General features: G+C 55.6%; 17 protein-coding genes and 4 pseudogenes. 6 read left to right on the top strand and 15 right to left on the bottom strand.

What is annotated here, in order from left to right; translation table 11 throughout:
- Positions 1 to 50 precede the first annotated feature (50 nt).
- Positions 51 to 266, top strand: a complete 216-nt coding sequence (locus AFK24_RS06180) for a hypothetical protein (protein WP_139110454.1) — start codon at positions 51 to 53, stop codon at positions 264 to 266.
- 16 nt (positions 267 to 282) lie between these two features.
- On the opposite strand, the gene AFK24_RS06175 is transcribed toward AFK24_RS06180, so the two are convergent.
- From AFK24_RS06175 to salA, 5 genes are all read right to left on the bottom strand, one after another.
- Positions 283 to 1,206 carry a SphA family protein gene (locus AFK24_RS06175; RefSeq protein ID WP_430962144.1) on the bottom strand — a complete coding sequence of 308 codons (924 nt, stop codon included), beginning with the start codon at positions 1,204 to 1,206 and terminating at the stop codon, positions 283 to 285.
- A 95-nt stretch (positions 1,207 to 1,301) separates the two neighbouring features.
- Positions 1,302 to 2,753, bottom strand: a complete 1,452-nt coding sequence (locus tag AFK24_RS06170; RefSeq protein WP_065832389.1) for an aldehyde dehydrogenase — start codon at positions 2,751 to 2,753, stop codon at positions 1,302 to 1,304.
- Between the two features lie 28 nt (positions 2,754 to 2,781).
- Positions 2,782 to 3,930 (bottom strand): NAD(P)-dependent alcohol dehydrogenase, encoded by a 1,149-nt coding sequence (locus AFK24_RS06165; RefSeq protein WP_065832388.1) that lies wholly within the window; start codon positions 3,928 to 3,930, stop codon positions 2,782 to 2,784.
- 48 nt (positions 3,931 to 3,978) lie between these two features.
- On the bottom strand, positions 3,979 to 4,917 hold the full coding sequence (catA, locus tag AFK24_RS06160; protein WP_065832387.1) for a catechol 1,2-dioxygenase: 939 nt from the start codon (positions 4,915 to 4,917) through the stop codon (positions 3,979 to 3,981).
- A gap of 66 nt (positions 4,918 to 4,983) precedes the next feature.
- On the bottom strand, positions 4,984 to 6,258 hold the full coding sequence (gene salA / locus AFK24_RS06155) for a salicylate 1-monooxygenase (protein WP_065832386.1): 1,275 nt from the start codon (positions 6,256 to 6,258) through the stop codon (positions 4,984 to 4,986).
- A gap of 136 nt (positions 6,259 to 6,394) precedes the next feature.
- Between salA and AFK24_RS06150 the strand changes: the two genes are divergently transcribed.
- Entirely contained in the window at positions 6,395 to 7,294 is a 900-nt protein-coding gene (locus tag AFK24_RS06150; protein WP_065832385.1) for a LysR family transcriptional regulator, read from the top strand.
- Between the two features lie 231 nt (positions 7,295 to 7,525).
- On the opposite strand, the gene AFK24_RS06145 is transcribed toward AFK24_RS06150, so the two are convergent.
- Together AFK24_RS06145 and AFK24_RS06140 are read right to left on the bottom strand one after the other, a co-directional pair.
- Positions 7,526 to 7,939, bottom strand: coding sequence for a cupin domain-containing protein (locus tag AFK24_RS06145; protein WP_080482050.1), 414 nt, complete (start codon positions 7,937 to 7,939; stop codon positions 7,526 to 7,528).
- Positions 7,940 to 8,014: 75 nt separating this feature from the next.
- Entirely contained in the window at positions 8,015 to 8,941 is a 927-nt protein-coding gene (locus AFK24_RS06140) for a LysR family transcriptional regulator (protein ID WP_065832383.1), read from the bottom strand.
- 205 nt (positions 8,942 to 9,146) lie between these two features.
- Here AFK24_RS06140 and AFK24_RS29710 point away from each other — a divergent pair.
- Positions 9,147 to 9,336 (top strand): annotated as a pseudogene (locus AFK24_RS29710) (hypothetical protein); the annotation flags it as partial.
- A gap of 85 nt (positions 9,337 to 9,421) precedes the next feature.
- Here AFK24_RS29710 and AFK24_RS31140 read toward each other — a convergent pair.
- Complete coding sequence (locus tag AFK24_RS31140) at positions 9,422 to 9,649, bottom strand: hypothetical protein (RefSeq protein ID WP_170826286.1); 228 nt, start codon at positions 9,647 to 9,649, stop codon at positions 9,422 to 9,424.
- Here AFK24_RS31140 and tnpC point away from each other — a divergent pair.
- Positions 9,641 to 10,318: pseudogene (gene tnpC / locus AFK24_RS06135) on the top strand (IS66 family transposase); the annotation flags it as partial. The gene AFK24_RS31140 and the pseudogene tnpC sit on opposite strands and share 9 nt — an antisense overlap.
- Positions 10,319 to 10,492: 174 nt before the next feature.
- Here tnpC and AFK24_RS31980 read toward each other — a convergent pair.
- The 4 genes and pseudogenes from AFK24_RS31980 to AFK24_RS06120 form a co-directional block, all read right to left on the bottom strand.
- Positions 10,493 to 11,206, bottom strand: a complete 714-nt coding sequence (locus tag AFK24_RS31980) for a methyl-accepting chemotaxis protein (protein WP_430962146.1) — start codon at positions 11,204 to 11,206, stop codon at positions 10,493 to 10,495.
- A gap of 141 nt (positions 11,207 to 11,347) precedes the next feature.
- Positions 11,348 to 12,355, bottom strand: a pseudogene (locus AFK24_RS31975) (methyl-accepting chemotaxis protein); the annotation flags it as partial.
- A 254-nt stretch (positions 12,356 to 12,609) separates the two neighbouring features.
- Positions 12,610 to 12,915, bottom strand: a complete 306-nt coding sequence (locus AFK24_RS06125; protein WP_065832381.1) for an IS3 family transposase — start codon at positions 12,913 to 12,915, stop codon at positions 12,610 to 12,612.
- A 35-nt stretch (positions 12,916 to 12,950) separates the two neighbouring features.
- Positions 12,951 to 13,556 (bottom strand): hypothetical protein, encoded by a 606-nt coding sequence (locus tag AFK24_RS06120; protein ID WP_065832380.1) that lies wholly within the window; start codon positions 13,554 to 13,556, stop codon positions 12,951 to 12,953.
- 189 nt (positions 13,557 to 13,745) lie between these two features.
- Between AFK24_RS06120 and AFK24_RS31970 the strand changes: the two are divergent.
- Together AFK24_RS31970 and AFK24_RS06110 are read left to right on the top strand one after the other, a co-directional pair.
- A pseudogene (locus AFK24_RS31970) lies at positions 13,746 to 14,006 on the top strand (fumarylacetoacetate hydrolase family protein); the annotation flags it as partial.
- A gap of 220 nt (positions 14,007 to 14,226) precedes the next feature.
- Entirely contained in the window at positions 14,227 to 15,423 is a 1,197-nt protein-coding gene (locus AFK24_RS06110) for an MFS transporter (RefSeq protein WP_065832378.1), read from the top strand.
- Positions 15,424 to 15,455: 32 nt separating this feature from the next.
- Here AFK24_RS06110 and AFK24_RS06105 read toward each other — a convergent pair whose 3' ends face one another.
- From AFK24_RS06105 to AFK24_RS06095, 3 genes are all read right to left on the bottom strand, one after another.
- Positions 15,456 to 16,580, bottom strand: coding sequence for a zinc-dependent alcohol dehydrogenase family protein (locus tag AFK24_RS06105; RefSeq protein WP_065832377.1), 1,125 nt, complete (start codon positions 16,578 to 16,580; stop codon positions 15,456 to 15,458).
- Positions 16,581 to 16,782: 202 nt separating this feature from the next.
- Positions 16,783 to 17,679 carry a universal stress protein gene (locus AFK24_RS06100; RefSeq protein WP_065832476.1) on the bottom strand — a complete coding sequence of 299 codons (897 nt, stop codon included), beginning with the start codon at positions 17,677 to 17,679 and terminating at the stop codon, positions 16,783 to 16,785.
- 40 nt (positions 17,680 to 17,719) lie between these two features.
- The gene (locus AFK24_RS06095) at positions 17,720 to 18,766 is read right to left on the bottom strand and encodes a universal stress protein (protein WP_080482048.1); all 1,047 of its coding nucleotides are present in this window, start codon (positions 18,764 to 18,766) and stop codon (positions 17,720 to 17,722) included.
- Between the last annotated feature and the right edge of the window lie 19 nt (positions 18,767 to 18,785).

Genomic DNA, 18,785 nt, shown 5'->3' with positions numbered 1-18,785 from the left:
CGTACCCGTTCGCTTGCTGAAACATGCAAGCGAACGGTTTTACAAGGTAAATGGAATCATTCTCCTTCCAACTTGGCCGAATGAAAGACCTCAACATCGGCGACGAATACATTTCATTGGACGCCGTACTGGATGAGAACGTTAAACAAATACTGGCTGATCGAACAGCAAGTTACGACACGTTGGTCATCGCCGTAGGCAGTACCTCCAGCGGCTTTGGTATCCAGGGTGTCAGGAAACAAAAGGCGGCTTTAGGCCGCCCTTAATGCAGTTACCCTCGGGTTAAAGGGGCACGGTAAGTTTGATCCAGTACGCTTCACCTTCAGGACGGTTGCGGACATCACTTTCCTTTTGCCACTTAGCAGTGACAAACCAGCCAGACGAACTGCTGTATTTGATCGACGGACCTATCGCAAAAGCGCGTCCCTTGTTGTCCTCCACCCGGTCGCCGTTTTGGCGATCATCGGTTGTCTGACGGTAGATATACCCCCCGACGCCCAAAACCCAACCATGCCCTACTCCCCATCCAAGGGAGTAGTCCGCGTGCAACTCCTGCCCCGACCGATAGTCGGTGTCCGAGTTGCGCAGGTTGAAGTCGTACATCATCTTGATGTCGGCGTTGAGCCCGACGGGATCAACGTAAGAAAACGCCGCAATCGGTTCGAACGCCCAGTAGTTACGGCCAATGTTGGCCAGATCACCCTGCTCATAGCGCCCGGTTGGCGCGAAGATGTCCAGCGCGTAGATGGCGTGGAATTTTTCGCTGTAGTGATACCCCAGCGCAGGACCAAAGATGATATCGCCCATGCCTTTCTTGCTTTGATGCTGGCCGTTGACGTCAACACGCAGGTTAACCAGTGGAACGTTCAGGTGAAATGCCAATGCTCCGTCCAGCACTTTTTGCTCAGTCACCCAGATCAGTCGTGGGGCGATGACATCCGCACTCAGATGAAAATCATCGACCGCCTTGCCACCCCGGTTGTCGCGCAGGTCGTCCGCCCGATAGCTTTCGGCGAATATCTGGCTGTAGAACCCCGGTGGCGGCATGGCCCCGGTCATGTAGTTTTCAGCCCCCATTGGGTAGGAGGATCCTCCTCCCTCAGTGGCCCGGGCATCCGGCAGCGCCACAACCAGCGCGGAGCCGAGCATCAGATAGTGAATGTTCTTGAACAGGCTTGCGGGTGCATACGATTTTTTATTATTCATTGTTCGCAACCATTTACGGTGAGCACGCGATAGCCCTGGGAGTTGATCCTCCACAGGGCCGTTTTACGTTTTGAAAGCGTTGCTTCGGGCTTAACCTAGAACGGATACGGCTGGTCGGCCGGCTCCACGGTCACCCACTTCACTTCGGTGAATTCCTCGATCACAGCGCTGCCGTCGAACCGGCCGTAACCGCTGTTCTTCACGCCGCCATAGGGGGCTTGCGGTTCGTTCTGTACTGTCGCCCCATTGATATGCACGCAACCGGCATCCAGACGACTCGCCAGTTCAAGGGCACGGCTGACATCGCGGCTGAAAATCGATGAAGAAAGGCCGTAGGCGGTGTCATTGGCTACCGCCAACGCCTGCTCTGCGCCTTTGACTCGGACCACGGTGGTGACCGGTCCAAAGGTTTCCTCATCGTAGATGTCCATTGATGAGCTCACGTGATCGACCAGCGTAGCGCCCATCAGCGCCTGCTCCGCCAGACCGCCTGCAACGATCTTTGCGCCTTTACTGATTGCGTCGTCCAGCAACTGATTGATGCGTTGGACCGAGCCTTGGGAAATCATCGGCCCTATCACGCAGGCTGGCGACGAAACCGGATTACCCATTTCCAGGCTGCTGACACGCTTGGCGAACATCTCAACGAATTGGTCAGCGATCGCTTCGTCGACAACAAAGCGCTCGGTCGACATGCAGATCTGCCCCTGATAAAGGAAGGCACCAAACACCGCAGCGTTCACGGCGCCATTAAGATCAGCGTCATCGAGAACGATGAAGGGCGCTTTGCCACCCAGTTCCAACAAGCAACGTTTGAGGTGTTTGGCACTGGTCTGGGCAATCATCCGCCCGACCTTGGTTGAACCGGTGAAGTTTATCCGTCGGACAGTGTCGTGGCTGATCAATGCTTCGGTTACGGCCGACGCGTCTTCGGGGGCCGAAATAATGAAGTTCAACACCCCCGGAGGAAAGCCCGCCTCATAGAAGGCTTCGGCCAGTAGCTCATGAGTCCTGGGGCTGTTTTCCGACCCTTTGAAAATAACGGTGTTGCCACACGCCAGCGGGTAGGCAATGGCCCGAGCGCCCAATACCACCGGCCCGTTCCAGGGCACGATGCTCAGCACGGTGCCGACAGGCTGGCGAAGGGTCATCGACAGGGTATTGGCCTTGTCGGTCGGAATGGTTTCACCCTTGATCTGGGTCGTGAGTGCGGCGGCCTCACGCAACAGGTTCGCAGACGCACCTACGTTGAACTGCGCCCATAATTGAGATGCGCCGATTTCTTCTGCCATAACACTGCAGAACGTGGCCATTTTGCTCTCTAGCACATCAGCGGCGGCCAATAGCAGACGACGGCGTTCCGTCGGCCCGACCTTGGACCAGGTCTTGAACGCTGCCTGTGATGACGCTGCTGCGCGCCGGGCATCTTCAACGCTGCATGCAGCCCCCTCGGTGATCAGTCGAGCGCTGACCGGGTCCAGTCGCTGATAAGTCTTGCCGCCCGTGGCATCCAGTTTCTCGTTATCGATAACCAGTTGAACATTCATCTTTTCGCTACCTTTATCAGTCGGAAATTCAAGCCAGGTCAGTCGCTGTCGACATGCGCAGGATCGGTTTGATCGTGATACCGCTTTCGCTGTCGGCCATGGCTTCGTTGATCTGGTCGAAGGTATAGAAACGGCACAGCTTGTCGAACGGAAAACGGCCTTGCAGGTACAGATCGACCAAGGTGGGAATGAACGCATTGGCGACTACGTCGCCTTGAACGATGCCCATGATTCGCTTGCCGGGAATCATGACGTCGTTAATGTTGAAGGCCACTTCGGTGCCCATCTTCGTCGCGCCGACGATGCCGCAAATGCCTAACGTGGTGACCGCATCGATAGCCTGGCGCAACACTTCTGCGCGCCCTGAACACTCCAGGCTGTAGTTGACGCCACCGCCAGTAATTTCACGGATGCGCGCTACCGGGTCCTCTTGGCGGCTGTTGATGATATGAGTCGCGCCCAGCTCAAGTGCCAGCTCCAGGCGACTTGGGGTTACGTCCACCGCGATAATGGTGGTCGCACCCGCGACCTTGGCGGCCATGATCGCAGCCAGTCCAACAGCGCCAGAACCGAATGCTGCAAAGCTTGCGCCCGCCTCGACCTTCATGGCCTTGAGTACAGAGCCCGCCCCCGTCTGTATGCCGCAGCCCAGTGGGCCCAGGAGTTCAATCGGTGCCTTCTTCGAGACCTTGACGACATTGCGTTCATTGGCGATGACATAGGTCGAAAAAGATGACTGACCGAAAAAGTGGTCATGAATGGGCGCATTACCTTCGCAACTGCACGTCGAGGTGCTGCCATCCAGACGGCCCCCACCGAAGTTCAGTGGGTGCATATGTGAACAATGGGCTGGGTGGCCGGTTTCGCACGGCAGGCATAGCCCGCACGACATGTAAGTCATCACAACATGGTCGCCGGGCACAATAGTGGTTACCGCCGATCCTACTGACTCGACCACACCTGCACCTTCGTGCCCCAGAACGATAGGCAGCGGCGTCGGGAATAGCTGGTCACGAACGACCATATCCGTGTGGCAAACGCCCGTTGCAACTATGCGCACGCGGACTTCGTCGGGACGTGGAATGCCCAACTCGGCGCGCTCTACCTGCAGCCTTGCACCCGCCTCACGCAAGACAGCGACAGTGACTTCAATGGGTTTCAAATTACTCAGGGACATGCGGTTATCCTCTTTTTTCATTTTCGATTGATGGTATGCAATGCTGTTTTACGAGGCCTGAAGCGCCCGCGGGCGAGTGCTCCGCTGCTCGGCTTCGCGATCAACCGCCTGGCGCAACTGGAAGTCGAAAGTCATCTCGGCAAACCGCGCGGCAACCCCGCTTTCCTGAGCTGCCTCAGGGTTTTCGACAAAGCGAACCTCGCCAATCAATCCATCACGAGTGGCATAGGCGAAGTCATCCCAGAGGTAGGCATCGTTCGAAAGATTTATCTGGGTGGTCAGATGCTCATAGCCCGATGCGGATACGAAAAAATGAATGTGTGCCGGACGCTGACCATGACGACCGAGCTGGTTCAGGCACTCCTGAGTAGGACCTGACGGATTGCAGCCATAGCCCGATGGCACAATGCTTCGAAACCGGTAACGCCCCTGCGCATCAGCCACTATCCGGCGGCGCAGGTTGTATTCGGACTGGCTTTTGTCAAAGTGCGAGTAGTTACCCTTACTGTCCGCTTGCCAGACGTCGACCAAGGCTCCAGCGACCGGCTGACCCTGCAGGTCCAGCACCTGGCCCTCCACGAACATAACCGTTGCGGCATCTCCCTCGGCCCCGTCATCCAGGCGAGCGTAGCCCTCACAAAGAGGAGCTCCGGCGACGTACAGCGGGCCTTCGATGGTGCGTGGCGTTCCACCGGTTCGTCCGGCTTCTGCCTGTTTGGCGTCGTTGCGCAGGTCGAGGAAGTGTTCAATGCCAAGCCCCGCGACCAATAGCCCCGCCTCATTACTTGCACCTAAACGGTTGAGGTATTCGACAGCTGACCAGAACTCGTCGTCGCTGACGTCCAGCTCTTCGATCAGCCGGGTGGTCTCCTGCAGCAGGCGAAAGACAATCTGCTTGTTTCGGGCACTGCCAGCGGTGTTCTTCAATCCCGCAGCGTCCTTGAGAAACTCAAGAACCTGAGGTGTGTTTGTAATGCTGACGGTCATGATGTGGCTCCTTTTTTATTGTTGATGTTTCTGCAATTGATCCGGCACGGGGGCAACCCAGCCTCGTTATTGCCATCCGAGCTGAGCGCGTGCGCTCGCCAGATCAATTTCCATGTCGTGGTTCCACAGCCAGTCGAACCGGTTGGCCAGAGTCGTTGATAGAAGGGGCTGGTCATCGCCGACCTGACGATCACGATATTCATACAGCTCGCCGGCTTCCCACGAGGTCCGCTGGACCCGGCACGCACGTGGCCTGCGCACTTGGTCGTAAACCTCGAGCACACGTTTGACATTCCCGGCATCGACCTGAGGATCTGCCAATAAACGGGCGAGCAACCAGGCATCTTCGAGGCCTTGGCCAGCGCCAGCTCCTTGATGGGGTAGCATGGCGTGCGCTGCGTCACCGATCAGGCCCACGCGACCATGAACATAGCCGGGCAGCTCTTCCAGCTCATGAAGGGCCCAGAGCGTGGGCGCAGGAATGCACTCGAGCAGGACCCGAACCGCGTCGCCCCAGCTCGAAAACGCATCGAGCATCTCGGCTTGTGTGGTGTTTTTTACCCAGGGTTTATCCTGGGGCCATTGCGGGTCTTGGGAGCTGCGATCAGAGACGAAGGCCACGACATTGATCAGCCGGCCTTTTTTGACCGGGAATGTGAGGATGTGCCCGTCAAGGCCCAGATACATCTGCGGAACGTTAATCAAATGTTCGTCGATATCGGCTGCGCGATAAGCCGCACGCAGTGTTTCGCTATCAATCATTCCACGATAAGCGCACGTGCCACTGAATCGAGGAACTACGGCGGGATGCCCCAAGCCTTGCAGAACATAATCGCGAATCGAGGACTTGATACCGTCTGCGGCGATCAGCAGGTCACACTCGTGTTCGGTTCCGTCGGTAAAGTGAACCCGAACCCGCTCAGCTGTTTCTTCGACCTTCAGCGCACGCTTGTCAAAACAAGCGATTCCAGCTGGCAACTGCTGCGCCAAGGCCTCCAGAAAATCGGCTCTATGAACGGATGACTGGCCAACGCCCGGCGCGATACTGGCTCCCAGATAACCCGCATCTGCGCCACGACGCCATTCAAACCAGATGTCCTGCCAGGGTTGTGGAGTGCGGTCAGCAATGAGTTGATAGGGTTTGCCAATGCCCAACCCTTCGATTGCACGAACGGCGTTGGCACCAAATGAGACCCCCGCCCCGACCTCGCCAAATGCAGGCGCCGCTTCGAATAGCAGGATGTCGAGATGGGCGTGGCGACACAGATCCAGTGCCAGGGCCACGCCTGCGATACCACCGCCAACGATGGCTATTTGTAGCTTCGATTGAGGACTGCTCATGGGGACAACCTTGCGTCTTGTTTTTGGAATGTCCCGATAATGCAACGCAGATCGCTATTGATAAATGGTGCAAAAACCATAGAAACTATCACCATCATGAATATCGGCTCTAGCCTCAGGCCTCAAGGGCACCGCAATGCACTTACGCGATCTGGATTTAAATTTGCTGGTGATCTTCCACCAGTTGTTGCTAGACCGAAGCGTGTCCATCGCCGCTCAGAACCTTGGCTTTACTCAACCAGCAATGAGCAATGCCCTTAAACGATTGCGCACAGCACTCAATGACGAGCTGTTCGTACGGACGAATCAGGGCATGCAGCCCACCCCCTACGCAATGCAACTGGCCGAGCCCGTGGCTAACGCCATTGGCACACTGCACGGTGCGTTGAATCGTCTTGACGATTTCGATCCGGCGACGACGCAAAAACGGTTTGTGATTGCGATGACGGATATTGGCGAGATCTACTTCATGCCGAAGTTGATCCAGACCCTGCTTACGCTTGCGCCGGGTGTGTCGGTGACGACGCTGCGCAGCCATGCAGGCTTGTCCGAAGGGCTGGCCAACGGCAGCGTTGATCTGGCAGTAGGACTGTTACCGGACCTACAGGCAGGTTTTTATCAGCGACGACTTTTTCACCATCGCTACGTAGGCTTATGCAGGAAGGGGCATCCCATCACACAGCACGCCATGACCCAAGAGCGTTACTGTGAATACGGCCATGTCAGGGTTATCGCAGCCAGTACAGGTCACGGAGAAATAGATGGAGTCATGCAGCGCGCTGGTCTGCATCGAGACATCAAACTGGAAGTGCCGCATTTCGTCGCAGTCGGTCACATCCTCCAGAATACGGATCTCATAGCAACGGTACCGGAGCGTTTCGCAACCAGTTGCACCGAGCCATTCGGTCTCACCATCCTGCCCTTGCCGATGCCACTGCCAGAAATTGCCATCAACCTGTTCTGGCATGCCCGATGTGTTCGCGACCCGGCCAATCGCTGGTTCCGGCAGTTGATGTTTGATCTTTTCAGTGACTGAGCGTTGCTAGCCCCCCCTTGCCACTGATTGAACTTGTAGCTGCTCGCTCGACACAAAAGTCGGGAAATTGCTTTTCCGTAGCGCTGTCAAACTGCGCACTCATCTACTCGTTGGAGGTTCCTGTGACATCAGAAGTATGGGGAGGCGCCACCTACTCCGAAACGCTGGTACCTCACCAAGCTTCATGCTCGGTGCCTGGGTAAAGACAGGCATCGAACCAGCCAGTAATAGCTACGGCAGCGCCTTCGTTACTGGCTTTCCGGTTTCAGTGATGTAGGTCGAAATAATCTCTGTCTCGGCGGGCCCATTTTTTACAATATGGGGCGCATACGCCGGCGTCTCAAAGGTATCCCCTGCGCGCAGCACATGTTCCGCCTGGCCATCAATGCTGATCGTCACAGATCCTCTTGCGATATAGCCCGACTCCAAACCCGGGTGTTCGTGATGGGGTGAATTAGTGTTCGCAGGAAGCACGATGCGGATCACGTTGACTTCGTACCCCGACGGGTAAACCTCGTGTTGCAAAACTGTTCTTGAACCCTTTGCTGGTGCAGACACCGAGGCACATCCGGCAAGGACTGCAGCAGTTGCGACTACTATGCAAAGCGCGCTTGGGCAAAGCCTGGCGTTGGATTTGAAGCTCATCGTTCAACCTCGATTTTGATACGGAAATAATCAGACAACACATACAGGCAGCCGACTGACTGACAGCATGCGCCGTTAGGCCGATCGCTCATGCAGATCGCTGGCCAGGAGCCTGGGCAAGTTATTGCCCAGGTGTGCAGTCCAGCTTCGAATACACGTGTTGCTGCTTGACTCTGATCGGTAAACGGCATGGATCCCGTTCGACTCAAGATGATAAAGAGGCAGTACTCTAACCAGTCGTCCATCAGCCAGGTGCTCTGCCGCAACAAAGGCGGGGATGCAGCCGATCCCCAAACCGGAATTTACGGCATCCAATAGACCATCACTGGTATTCAAGTGAAACTCCGAAGGTGGAATATAAAGATTCACCGGCCCGTAAGGTCCCTCAAACGTAGCGTTGTCCACCGTGCTTGCAGGATCATCCGAGGGCCTGATGCACTCATGTCCAGCGAGGTCCTCAGGTACCAGTGGCATTCCATGACCAGCAATATAGTCGGGCGAAGCACACAGCACGCTATAGGTTGCGCCCACATTGCGAGAAATCCATTTTTCATTCAGCAGCGGCATAACTGAAACTGCTACATCGAAGTTTCCGGTGCAAAGGTCGGGAATTCGATTTTCCAGGGTCAGATCAAAGGTCACCAGTGGAAATGATCGTCGATAGTCCGCGATCAACGGGATAAGATAACGCCGTCCGATTTCATTCAGAGTATGGACACGCAAGTGCCCTTCAGGCTGTACCTTGCTGTCGGCAACGGTTTGAACCGCGTCATCCACACCGACAATAATGGTTAAACAACGATTGAAGAAATCTTGTCCGGGCCCCGTCAAAGTAACCTTACGGGTTGTTCTGTTCAGCAATACAGCGTTTAGATGGCCTTCCAACCGGGAGATACTCTTTGAGACTGCGGGAAGCGTTAGATTCAGCTCTTTAGCCGCGATCGTAAAGCTACTGTATTTCCCAACGAGCACGAACGTTCGCATGTGATGTAGCAGGTCCATATTTTTCTCTTGCTAAAGAATAGGGAAAGGGAGCTATCACCTGATGAGCGACGAAGACCAATTCCCAAAGTGAAGGTTTTAAGAGTTGCGAGGACCTTAACAAGGCAGCCAGTTATCCGTGTATGGTTACCGTTGATAACCGCTATTGAGGATCGATGTTTATATGAATAACTCTTCATAAAGACGACGAACAGAAGCGATTGATGAAGACGAACGCGACGTACTCGGCGAACTGGAAATCACTGCACGGTTGACCACCGGCGGCGAAGACAAGGAAGAAGCGCGCATGACTCGCGCCGATCGCAGCCTGATCCGGCAATGCATCATCGACGCCACGGGTTGGCGTCGCAGCAAAACACACGGTGCTCACGCAGGAGGTGCGCGATGCACCAAGACGATTGGGCAGTTGAGCGAATAAAAGTTCTCACCAGCAAGCAATTGCGAGCACTGGTTATTTATTCATCACGCCATCAATACTTTTCACCCACGCGGAGTCCTTTTTTCAACACTTTTTCTTATATTCATCAGTGCCATATCAACCAACTTACTAGAGCCAGGATCTTCCTTTACAATATCAGTCAACTCCTTATTATCGAAAGCAAACTTCAAATATTTCTTGGTTTGATCTTTTGTATCATCAGCATTGACCATCCATTTCTTTGGCGATTTCTCCCACTTCGATGTGTCAACCTCCTGCGGGGGGGGCATGCACGCAACTTCCTGCAAGACTGGAAAGGCAAGCTGGTGTGTGATGATTTTAGTGGTTACAAGGCCAGCTTCGAACTCAGTGTGATCGAGATCGGTTATGGCTCATGCGCGGCGCAAGTTTTTCGAACTGCATGCCACGAATAAAAGCACGCTCGCCGAACAAGCCTTGCGCTATATCCAGTTGTTGTACGAAATCGAGAGTGACGTCCGCGACCTGGAGCCGGATTTACGGCACGAATACGGCAAGAAAGCCGCGCCGATGATGGAGATGCTGCATGCCTGCATGCCTGCATGCCTGGATGCCTGGATGCCTGGATGATCGCCCAGCGTGACCTCGTGCCCGAAGGCTCAGCCATCAGCAAAGCACTCGATTACAGCCTGAAACGCTGGGCAGCGCTGTCGCGCTACCTCGATGACGGAGGCGTACCCATTGATAACAACTGGTAGGAGAACCAGATCCGGCCATGGGCTCTTGGACGCAAGAACTGGCTCTTCGCTGGGTCGCTTCGCAGCGGAAAACGCGCGCCGGCGATCATGAGTTTGATTCAGTCTGCGCGGCTAAATGGACATGATCCTTATGCGTACCTGAAGGATGTTCTTACGCGTCTGCCGACGCAGCGAGCGAGTGAAATCGATCAATTGCTGCCGCATAGGCGGCAGCCGGTTTAATCACGCAAGGCGTGATGCCCGGACGCATAGGTTGTTTCGTCATCAGGCACCTCTCTGTGGCAAGCATTCTCGCCTAAATGGGCGTCCAGTTTCATTAGACCACTACACAGGAGATTGCGAGAGCGTGGATATCTGGCACCCACTCATGGCACCGCTGCCCATCTCGCCCACCCCTTACAACGTAAACTTGCTCACCATCGACTGCAAACTCCCGCCCAAACGCGCCAACTCGATACTTGCCTCTGCCGTTTGCTTGCTCGCGGTTGACGTTTGCTCGCTGATATCGCGCACATTCATGATGCTGCGGTTGATCTCTTCGGCCACAGCGCTCTGCTGTTCAGCAGCAGCGGCGATCTGCAGGTTCATCGATTCGATACCAGCCACCGAGCGACTGATACCAGTCAAAGACTCGCCCGCCTGACGCGTGAGGTCAACGCTGCTTACAGTCAATTGCTGGCTGGTTTCAAGTGCAGTCGCGACTTGTACGGTACTGCTTTGCAGCCTACCAATCAGGTTTTCGATTTCCTCGGTAGAGGTCTGGGTGCGCTGCGCCAGGCTTCGTACTTCGTCGGCAACTACGGCGAAACCACGCCCGGCCTCACCCGCACGAGCGGCTTCGATGGCAGCGTTCAGAGCCAGCAGATTGGTCTGTTGCGCGACGGACTTGATCACATCCAGCATGCTGCCAATCTTGTCGCTATCACGCTTAAGCTCTGCCATAGCCGTTGTCGAGTTACCGACTTCGCCGACCAGAAGGTTGATCTGGTCGATAGCTTTAGCCAGTACGACATCGCCTTGGGCCGCCTCGCGGCTTGCGCTCTTGGCGGCATCGGACGCCTGTTCTGCGTTGCGCGCGACTTCCTGAACAGTGGAGGCCATCTCATTCATGGCCGTCGCAACCTGGTCTGTTTCCAGTCGTTGGCTGTTGACCCCGACGTTTGTCTGCTCAGTGACCGCAGACATTTCTTCAGCCGCACTGGAAATCTGAACAACACCATCCCTGAGGCCTGTGATCAGCTCACGTAGGTTCAGGGTCATACGCTGCATGCTTTGCTGTAAGAGCCCCAATTCGTCTCGTCGCGTTACAGCGGGCCCGCCAGTCAACACGCCGGACGCCACACGCTCGGCCTGGCGCAATGTGTCAAGCAACGGGGCTACGATCATCCGGGTAATCACCCACGCAGCCAAAACCCCTAGCAACAGGGCCAGCAGCGCTGCACCGGCTAGCAAATTGTGTGAGTGGGTGACATCCGCAGCACGTTTCTCAGCCTGTGCTTTCGACAGATTATTGCTCGCAGCGAAAAGATTAGAGATGTCATCGTTAAGCAGAGCCGTGATCTTGGTGGCCGCCTGCAAGGCGTTGCTGAATTGCTCGACCGTGGTGCGATAACCCGCTAACGCACGTTGCAAGTTTTGCAGATGTTCTGCTTGATCTGCCGGGAGCAGGTCAACTGCGGCTTTGGCATAAGCACTGGCCTGGTCGATGGCATCTTTGGCAGCCTGCTCCAGTTCCGGCTTCATGCTGTAGCTGTAACCGCGAAGCTGGAAACGTGCCTGCTGCACCATGAACTGGGCTTTGATGACTACATCTCGCTGGGCCTGTTCACCTGCCGGCGCGGCCACTGCATCGCTGAGCTTTTTCAGCTCGGCGACAGCGGTATCAGCGTAGCCACCGAACACACCCCGTATGTCTTCACGGTTTTTTATAGCTTGGCTGAAGTCGTTGAAGTGGTTGGTGTACTGCTTTACCGAATCTATCGCGGCCTGAATCTCGACCAAGTTATTTGCGTCCATAAAGGTCGCTCGGATTGAAACAAGGTGGCTATCGAGATTATCGATTTGTTTACGCACCGCAGTCGCCTGCTCACTGTCAGGGGAGGCGGTGTAACGCAGGCGGGCAATTCGCAGATCACGAGTGAGGTCATTGAGTTTGGCGATGTCGAGAATTCGATCACCACGATTACCCAAATCTGTAATACCCACCCACCCGGTTGCGGCAATCAGGAGGGTCAGTATAAGAACGATTGCGAAGCCCATGGCGAGCTTGGTACGCACACTCATGTTTTCCAGAGCTCTATTTATCGTCGCAAACATTCGGTTCTTCCCACGGTCAATGAAGGGATTTTTTCAGGGCGGCTTGCCCTTTAAATAGCACCTATAATGCATCTTTATCGGTCGCACGGGCAGAAACTGAATGATGAGCTGGATGAATAATGGACGGGGTGGGTTTTGTCATCTTCCCGTGAAATCCGCGTCCTGGTTGCCGGGACAAGGCCTCCAATCCGCTTTCATCAGACCTGCGCTCCCCACTCGCCAATGATGTCGGATTTCCGGATATCAAACAGGGCAGCGACTTGGCGATAGGATAGCTCTTCCTCTCGCATGCGCTGCAACACTTTCAGCTTGAACTCAGCGCTGTAGTTCTTCTTTCTCTTGCTTTTGAGGCCTGCGGCACCAAGCGCCTGATATTCCTTGATCCACTTTCGAAGGGATGAAGCATTGACCCCGTGACGATGCGCGACCTCTCTGTGACCTGCGCTCCCCGAGCAGTAATCTTCAACAACCGACAGTTTCGCCTGCTCTGTGTACTTTTTCATGGCACCCCTCAATGTTGATGTCCAACATTTCGGGGTCAGATCAAAATTGAGGTGGACACCATGGCCTTTGGCGTCGGGGTCAGGAAGGTGGGTTCGCCGGACGCATACGCTGAATCCACAGAAGTGTCTACAAGCCTGGCATACACAACTGACAAGAATGCGTTCGCGGGCGGGTCGTACCCAGTCCTTTTGGCATATTCAAGATACTCCTTAGCTTTTACATTTTCGTTAATTGCGAAATAAGCCCCACCTAATAGAATCGCGCTCGGATGAAACTGATCATTATTCACCTGCCTGTTCAATAAACGCTTGATTCGTTCCATATCCGCAGGAGGAATATCATTTAACTTATTATCTAGCATAGGTTGAATTATTACCGAAATATCGTCCTCCGCTCTCCATGCCGCCTCATCATTTAGATAGTCATTTCTTAGAGTATCTAACTCTTTAGGCTTTTTTTGAAGCTTCAAGATTTCGATCGCAGATAAATAACTAGCTGTTTTTTGCTCCTTAACCTTCGTTGCATGGTTGAATTTGGTGTCCTGCTGACCCAGATAAGCACTCCAGCCACCCAGCAACAAGCCAAACCACGCCGCAAAAATAGAGCTGACTGTAGCGATCTTCTTCCATTTTATAGTCATAGCTACCCACTCAGATATTAAATATGAGGGCGTGTTTTTTCCGCAGACACTGTCGTAGTGACCGCATTTTGGATGATTGTAGTAGCCTTCGTCGCCACTGCCAGGTGGTTTCGTTGGCTATCCTCCGTTGGTGGATGGACAGCTGCATGGAGGTCAGCGGGTATGGGTTGTTAGGCTGTAACACCTGATGAGATCCCGGACATCGGTAAACTCGCAATCTGGCTGGAGGTGAAGGGTCACCGCTTTCAGAACGGCAATACCAGCAACCTCATCTGTGATGTGCGGCAGATCGTCAGTTATGTGTCGCAGTTTTATCAACTCGAACCCGGCGACGTTATCACTATTGGCATTGAGGGCCTGGGCAATAAGCGCCAGGAAATCGTAGCCTGGAAAGACTGCACAGCTGACTACACGCCTAAAGGGTGTTACTCACTCATCCCCATACCTTGAGCGTATCCGCCGCCTACTGCCGCACTCTTCGGGTGCCGAGATTGTACGCATTCAATCGATTCAATAATCCGGCGGCTATTGCCTGAAAGGTGAAGATCCAAGGTGATTCTCTGCCAAGGATTCGTGACCTAAAAACAAATATGTTTGTCCTTAACTGGCATTTTTAAGCACGAATATGTCTCGCACAATGCGCTCCACAAACCACACTGGAGCGACAGTCATGCCAATTGCCTTACTAGCGTTAACGTTGAGTGCCTTTGCCATAGGCACCACCGAATTTGTCATTGTCGGGCTACTGCCCACCATCGCTTCAGATCTGGGCGTTGATCTTCCTTCTGCCGGCTTGCTGGTCAGTCTTTACGCGCTGGGCGTTGCTATCGGCGCGCCTCTGCTGACGGCTCTGACGGGCAAGGTGCCGCGCAAGCTTCTTCTGCTGACACTGATGGTGCTGTTCACACTGGGCAACCTGCTCGCGTGGAAAGCGCCGGGCTATGACTCCTTGATCATCGCCCGAATCGTCACCGGCCTGGCGCACGGTGTGTTCTTCTCGATTGGCTCGACCATCGCCACCAGCCTGGTGAGCAAGGAAAAAGCTGCCAGTGCTATCGCCATCATGTTTACCGGCCTCACTGTTGCTCTGGTGACTGGCGTGCCGTTAGGCACGTTCATCGGTCAGCACTTCGGCTGGCGCGAAACCTTCCTCGCGGTATCGGCCCTGGGTGTCATTGCGTTCATCGGCAGTCTGATTTTCGTTCCGAAAAACATTCAGCACAGCAAACCCGCCTCGGTGCTGCAACAACTGCAGGTATTGAAGCAGCCTCGTCTGTTGCTGGTTTATGCAATGACTGCGATTGGTTACGGCGGATCTTTCATCGCCTTCACCTACCTGGCCCCTATCCTTCAGGAAGTATCAGGCTTCAGCGCTTCGACAGTCAGCCTGGTGCTTCTGGTTTACGGCATCTCTGTCGCGATCGGCAATATCTGGGGCGGCAAGCTCGCTGACAGCAAAGGCCCCGTCGGCGCGTTGAAAATCATCTTCCTGGCGCTGGCCGCCGTGCTGATTTTGCTGACGTTTACCGCCGGTATTCCATGGCTGGCAGTCGTCACCGTTCTGCTTTGGGGTGCTGTGGCGTTCGGCAACGTTCCTGGCTTGCAGGTTTATGTCGTGCGTCAGGCCGAAGTTCACACGCCCAAGGCAATCGATGTGGCATCCGGCTTGAACATCGCGGCCTTCAACCTCGGTATTGCCGGGGGCGCCTGGGGCGGTGGTTGGATCGTCGCCCACATGGGGCTGATCCACACCGCCTGGATTGGCGGGCTGGTGGTGTTGGTGGCCTACGCGCTGACCGTACTCAGCGGTCGTCTGGATAGAGACCAACCGTTATCCACTGCGCCAGTCAGCGCGATGGGCCACTGATTTAACGTATGAATCAGCCATGATGCTGCTCCTCAAAACTCGATGACCTGACGGACCGCGCTGCCTTCGTGCAAGCGGTCAAAACCTTCGTTGATGTCGTCCAGTTTCAGTCGGCCGCTCAACAGTCGATCTACGGGTAAGCGACCATCTCGATAGAGTTCGATGAACCGCGGGATATCACGGAGTGGCACACAGGTACCGATATAACTGCCCTTGAGCGTACGCTCCTCGGCTACCAACTGCACAACATTGACCGATAGCGCCGAGCCGGGTGGCGGAAGGCCGGCGGTTACAGTCATCCCGCCGCGTTTGGTCATCTTCATGGCGTTATCCAATGCCCGGATCGAGCCGGCCATTTCGAACACATAGTCGGCACCACCGCCGGTGAGTTGCAACACCTGCTCAACGGCGTCCGGATCGCCCCCGTTGACAACTGCGGTTGCACCGACGTCCTTGGCCAGTGCGAGCTTCTCTGGCGACAGATCTACGGCAATGATTTTGCTCGCTCCTGCTGCCCTTGCACCCAGCACCGACGCCAATCCGACGCCGCCCAAACCGATCACCACGGCGGTCGAGCCGACCCGCAACTGCGCAGTATTAACCACGGCGCCGACGCCCGTCAGCACCGCGCAACCAAAAAGCGCTGCTTCAACAAAAGGCAGATCTCTGTCGATCTTGACCAAGGAGTTACGCGACACCACGGCGTACTCAGCAAAAGCCGAGACACCCAGATGGTGATGGACGTGGCCGGCAGGACTGCTCAAACGCACTGAGCCGTTTATCAGGGTACCTGCGGCGTTCGCTTTCGCACCCGGCTCGCACAGTGCCGGACGACCTTCAGCGCACGGCAGGCAATGCCCACAACTGGGCATGAACACCATGACAACGTGATCGCCCGGTTCGAGGTCATGGACGCCCTCGCCCAACTCTTCAACCACCCCTGCTGCCTCGTGGCCGAGCGCCATGGGCATCGGCCGCGGGCGGTCACCGTTGATCACCGAAAGGTCCGAATGGCAAAGGCCTACGGCTCGGATACGCACCAACACCTCGCCGGGTCCCGGCGGTGCCAGGTCGATTGTCTCGATCACAATCGGCTTGCTCTGGGCATAAGGCGGCTCAACGTTCATGTGTCTGAGAACAGCAGCTCTGATTCGCATCTTTTGGCTCCGACGCAGCGGGACTCAATATTGAGTACCTATCACTATGCCGCAGCCCGCCAGCGTCAGAAACACATCCTTGCTCTGGCCGTCAATCGGCTATCAAATCCTCATCATTAATGACCAGGTTTCGTGCCCGCTATACGCCATACCTTGTTCCCGATGTCATCGGCAACCAACAGCGCTCGACACTGGTCAAGCATCACACCCCCCGGGCGCCCTTGTGGGGACTGATCGTCAGCAGGCTGGTTTCGATATTGTGTGCTACTTGCTCAGTGGTGCTGCCCAACCATTTATTCAGTGCGCTGCGATGCACAGTACCCATTACGACCACGTCGAAGCCGTACGTCCGGGTGTAGGTTTCAATAACCTTCGCCGGATTTCCCATCACCAGGTGCTTGCGGTCCGGAGGTACGCCAAAACGGGCAGCCAGGCTGTCGAAAGCCTCCTTGTCCGAAGCGTAGATCTGCTCTTGGGCTTCGGAGGAAAAGGCCATGTCGCTATCCCAGCCAAAGACGGAGGACAAATCGTAGGCGTACAACAGGTGCAGGTCCGCATTGCACTGCGCTGCCAGTTTTTCGGCTGTGGTGATAATCCTTTCATTCAGGCCGTCGTGTTGTTCCTCCAGGCGGAAAGGGTCGACAGCCGCCAGGACCTTGCGCGGAATTGCATGGGTCACATGGGCGACTAGGTGCAGGGGCACCGGGCATTCGCGGAGCAGACGTTCATCGAGCGAAGTGAACATGACGCGGGACAGCCACGATTGATGCTCCAGGTCTTTAATGACCATTGAAGGCTTCATCTCATGAATGTGCGCCATTATTTCGTCCAGAGGACGCGTCACCCAGCTCACTTCGTGGGTGACATGGACGCCGGAGCGACGCATGGGAACAACCTGCTGTTCCAGCCAGTCGCGATGGCGATCCAGATACCCTTCCTTCATTTCCCGCAGGGCCTGCTCATTCACAAGCCCGGCCGTGGCCAGGGCTTCCACATAGTCGAATGCAACGATGTGTAACGCGACATCCTGCGCTTTGGCCAGGGCCAGGGCGCGGTCGAACGCCGGGGTTCTTTGCATCAGTGGCGACGCAATCAGCATCAAACGTTCAGCTTGGGACATGTCACACCTCCTTTCAGGGCTAAAGGTCGCGCGGGGTTAGAAATGCGCGCGGCACTGCAGTTGATTTCTTTACAGAGAACAGGCTGCTCACGTCGCTTGCATCTTCGCCGGGCTTGATGATCAGTACGCTGCAAGGCGCGTGGAGCAACAGCGATTCGGCGGTGTTTCCCATGATTCTTCCCAGGCCGCGCTGCGGCAAAATCCCCATGATCAGGAGGTCTATGTCACTCTCGCGGGCGAAAGCACTGATCGTCGGTTGCGGCGTCCCGGTCAGGAAATGTCGACATTCGCTCGGAATTCCGTGGCGCTCGCACAGAGACGCGAATGCCTCTGCGTGCGCCTCGCTCAGGGCCTCATGAAAGCCGGTCTCGATCGGCAAGGCACCCAGCAGGGTGACATTAGCGGCGTAGAACGCCGACCAGTCATCGCTGTACAACACATGAACGCTTCCGCGGCATTGCCCGGCCAGGCTGGAAGCCGTCCTGACCAAGGTGTCATTGAGCTTCAATTCAGTTTCTTCGTATCGATCAAGGTTGACTGCCGCCAGCAACTTGCCAGGCAGAGGGTGCCGCGCATCAGTCACGAATTGAACCGGACAGACACAGTCGCGCAACAGGTGCCAGTCAAGGGGCGTGGAAAAGATCCGGGCGAAGAGCGGCTCATGACGCACATCCTTGATCAACATCCTGGGCTGGGTCGTCTTGATGTAGGCGCTAATCGCGTCGAAACAGCGATTCGTCCACAGCACCTCGACCGAGCACTCAAGGCCACGCGCGCGCTCCTGTGCAGCCTGATCTTCCAGCCACAGGCGGTGAGTCTGCAAATAGCTTTGACGTAGGACGGTGAATGTCGAGTGGTCGAAAACACCCATGACATCCAAGGCCCTGCTGTAGTCCAGCGCGACGATCCGCAAGTGTTCCCCGCACGCCCGAGCCAGAGCCACGGCGCGCTCAAAGGCAGGCGTACGCTGCATCTTTGATGAGGCGATCAACAAAAAGCCTGGCGACTGGTTCATGGCAACCTCGCTTAACGCCTTAAAGGGGCTACCTAGAGAAGCTGCCGCCATGCGCTTTGTGCCGCACAGA

Origin of the sequence: Pseudomonas syringae (assembly GCF_001698815.1) — a bacterium.
Taxonomy (GTDB): Bacteria; Pseudomonadota; Gammaproteobacteria; order Pseudomonadales; family Pseudomonadaceae; genus Aquipseudomonas; species Aquipseudomonas syringae_A.
The sequence above is the reverse complement of the archived record's forward strand: the minus strand, read 5'-3'. Positions and strand labels throughout refer to the sequence as shown.

Excerpts from the sequence above, each read along its gene's own strand:
- AFK24_RS06180 (WP_139110454.1), top strand. The coding sequence starts at position 51 with ATGGAATCATTCTCCTTCCAACTTGGCCGAATGAAAGACCTCAACATC.
- AFK24_RS06175 (WP_430962144.1), bottom strand. The coding sequence starts at position 1,206 with ATGAATAATAAAAAATCGTATGCACCCGCAAGCCTGTTCAAGAACATT.
- AFK24_RS06170 (WP_065832389.1), bottom strand. The coding sequence starts at position 2,753 with ATGAATGTTCAACTGGTTATCGATAACGAGAAACTGGATGCCACGGGC.
- AFK24_RS06165 (WP_065832388.1), bottom strand. The coding sequence starts at position 3,930 with ATGTCCCTGAGTAATTTGAAACCCATTGAAGTCACTGTCGCTGTCTTG.
- catA (WP_065832387.1), bottom strand. The coding sequence starts at position 4,917 with ATGACCGTCAGCATTACAAACACACCTCAGGTTCTTGAGTTTCTCAAG.
- salA (WP_065832386.1), bottom strand. The coding sequence starts at position 6,258 with ATGAGCAGTCCTCAATCGAAGCTACAAATAGCCATCGTTGGCGGTGGT.
- AFK24_RS06150 (WP_065832385.1), top strand. The coding sequence starts at position 6,395 with ATGCACTTACGCGATCTGGATTTAAATTTGCTGGTGATCTTCCACCAG.
- AFK24_RS06145 (WP_080482050.1), bottom strand. The coding sequence starts at position 7,939 with ATGAGCTTCAAATCCAACGCCAGGCTTTGCCCAAGCGCGCTTTGCATA.
- AFK24_RS06140 (WP_065832383.1), bottom strand. The coding sequence starts at position 8,941 with ATGGACCTGCTACATCACATGCGAACGTTCGTGCTCGTTGGGAAATAC.
- AFK24_RS31140 (WP_170826286.1), bottom strand. The coding sequence starts at position 9,649 with ATGCCCCCCCCGCAGGAGGTTGACACATCGAAGTGGGAGAAATCGCCA.
- AFK24_RS31980 (WP_430962146.1), bottom strand. The coding sequence starts at position 11,206 with ATGAATGAGATGGCCTCCACTGTTCAGGAAGTCGCGCGCAACGCAGAA.
- AFK24_RS06125 (WP_065832381.1), bottom strand. The coding sequence starts at position 12,915 with ATGAAAAAGTACACAGAGCAGGCGAAACTGTCGGTTGTTGAAGATTAC.
- AFK24_RS06120 (WP_065832380.1), bottom strand. The coding sequence starts at position 13,556 with ATGACTATAAAATGGAAGAAGATCGCTACAGTCAGCTCTATTTTTGCG.
- AFK24_RS06110 (WP_065832378.1), top strand. The coding sequence starts at position 14,227 with ATGCCAATTGCCTTACTAGCGTTAACGTTGAGTGCCTTTGCCATAGGC.
- AFK24_RS06105 (WP_065832377.1), bottom strand. The coding sequence starts at position 16,580 with ATGCGAATCAGAGCTGCTGTTCTCAGACACATGAACGTTGAGCCGCCT.
- AFK24_RS06100 (WP_065832476.1), bottom strand. The coding sequence starts at position 17,679 with ATGCTGATTGCGTCGCCACTGATGCAAAGAACCCCGGCGTTCGACCGC.
- AFK24_RS06095 (WP_080482048.1), bottom strand. The coding sequence starts at position 18,766 with ATGGCGGCAGCTTCTCTAGGTAGCCCCTTTAAGGCGTTAAGCGAGGTT.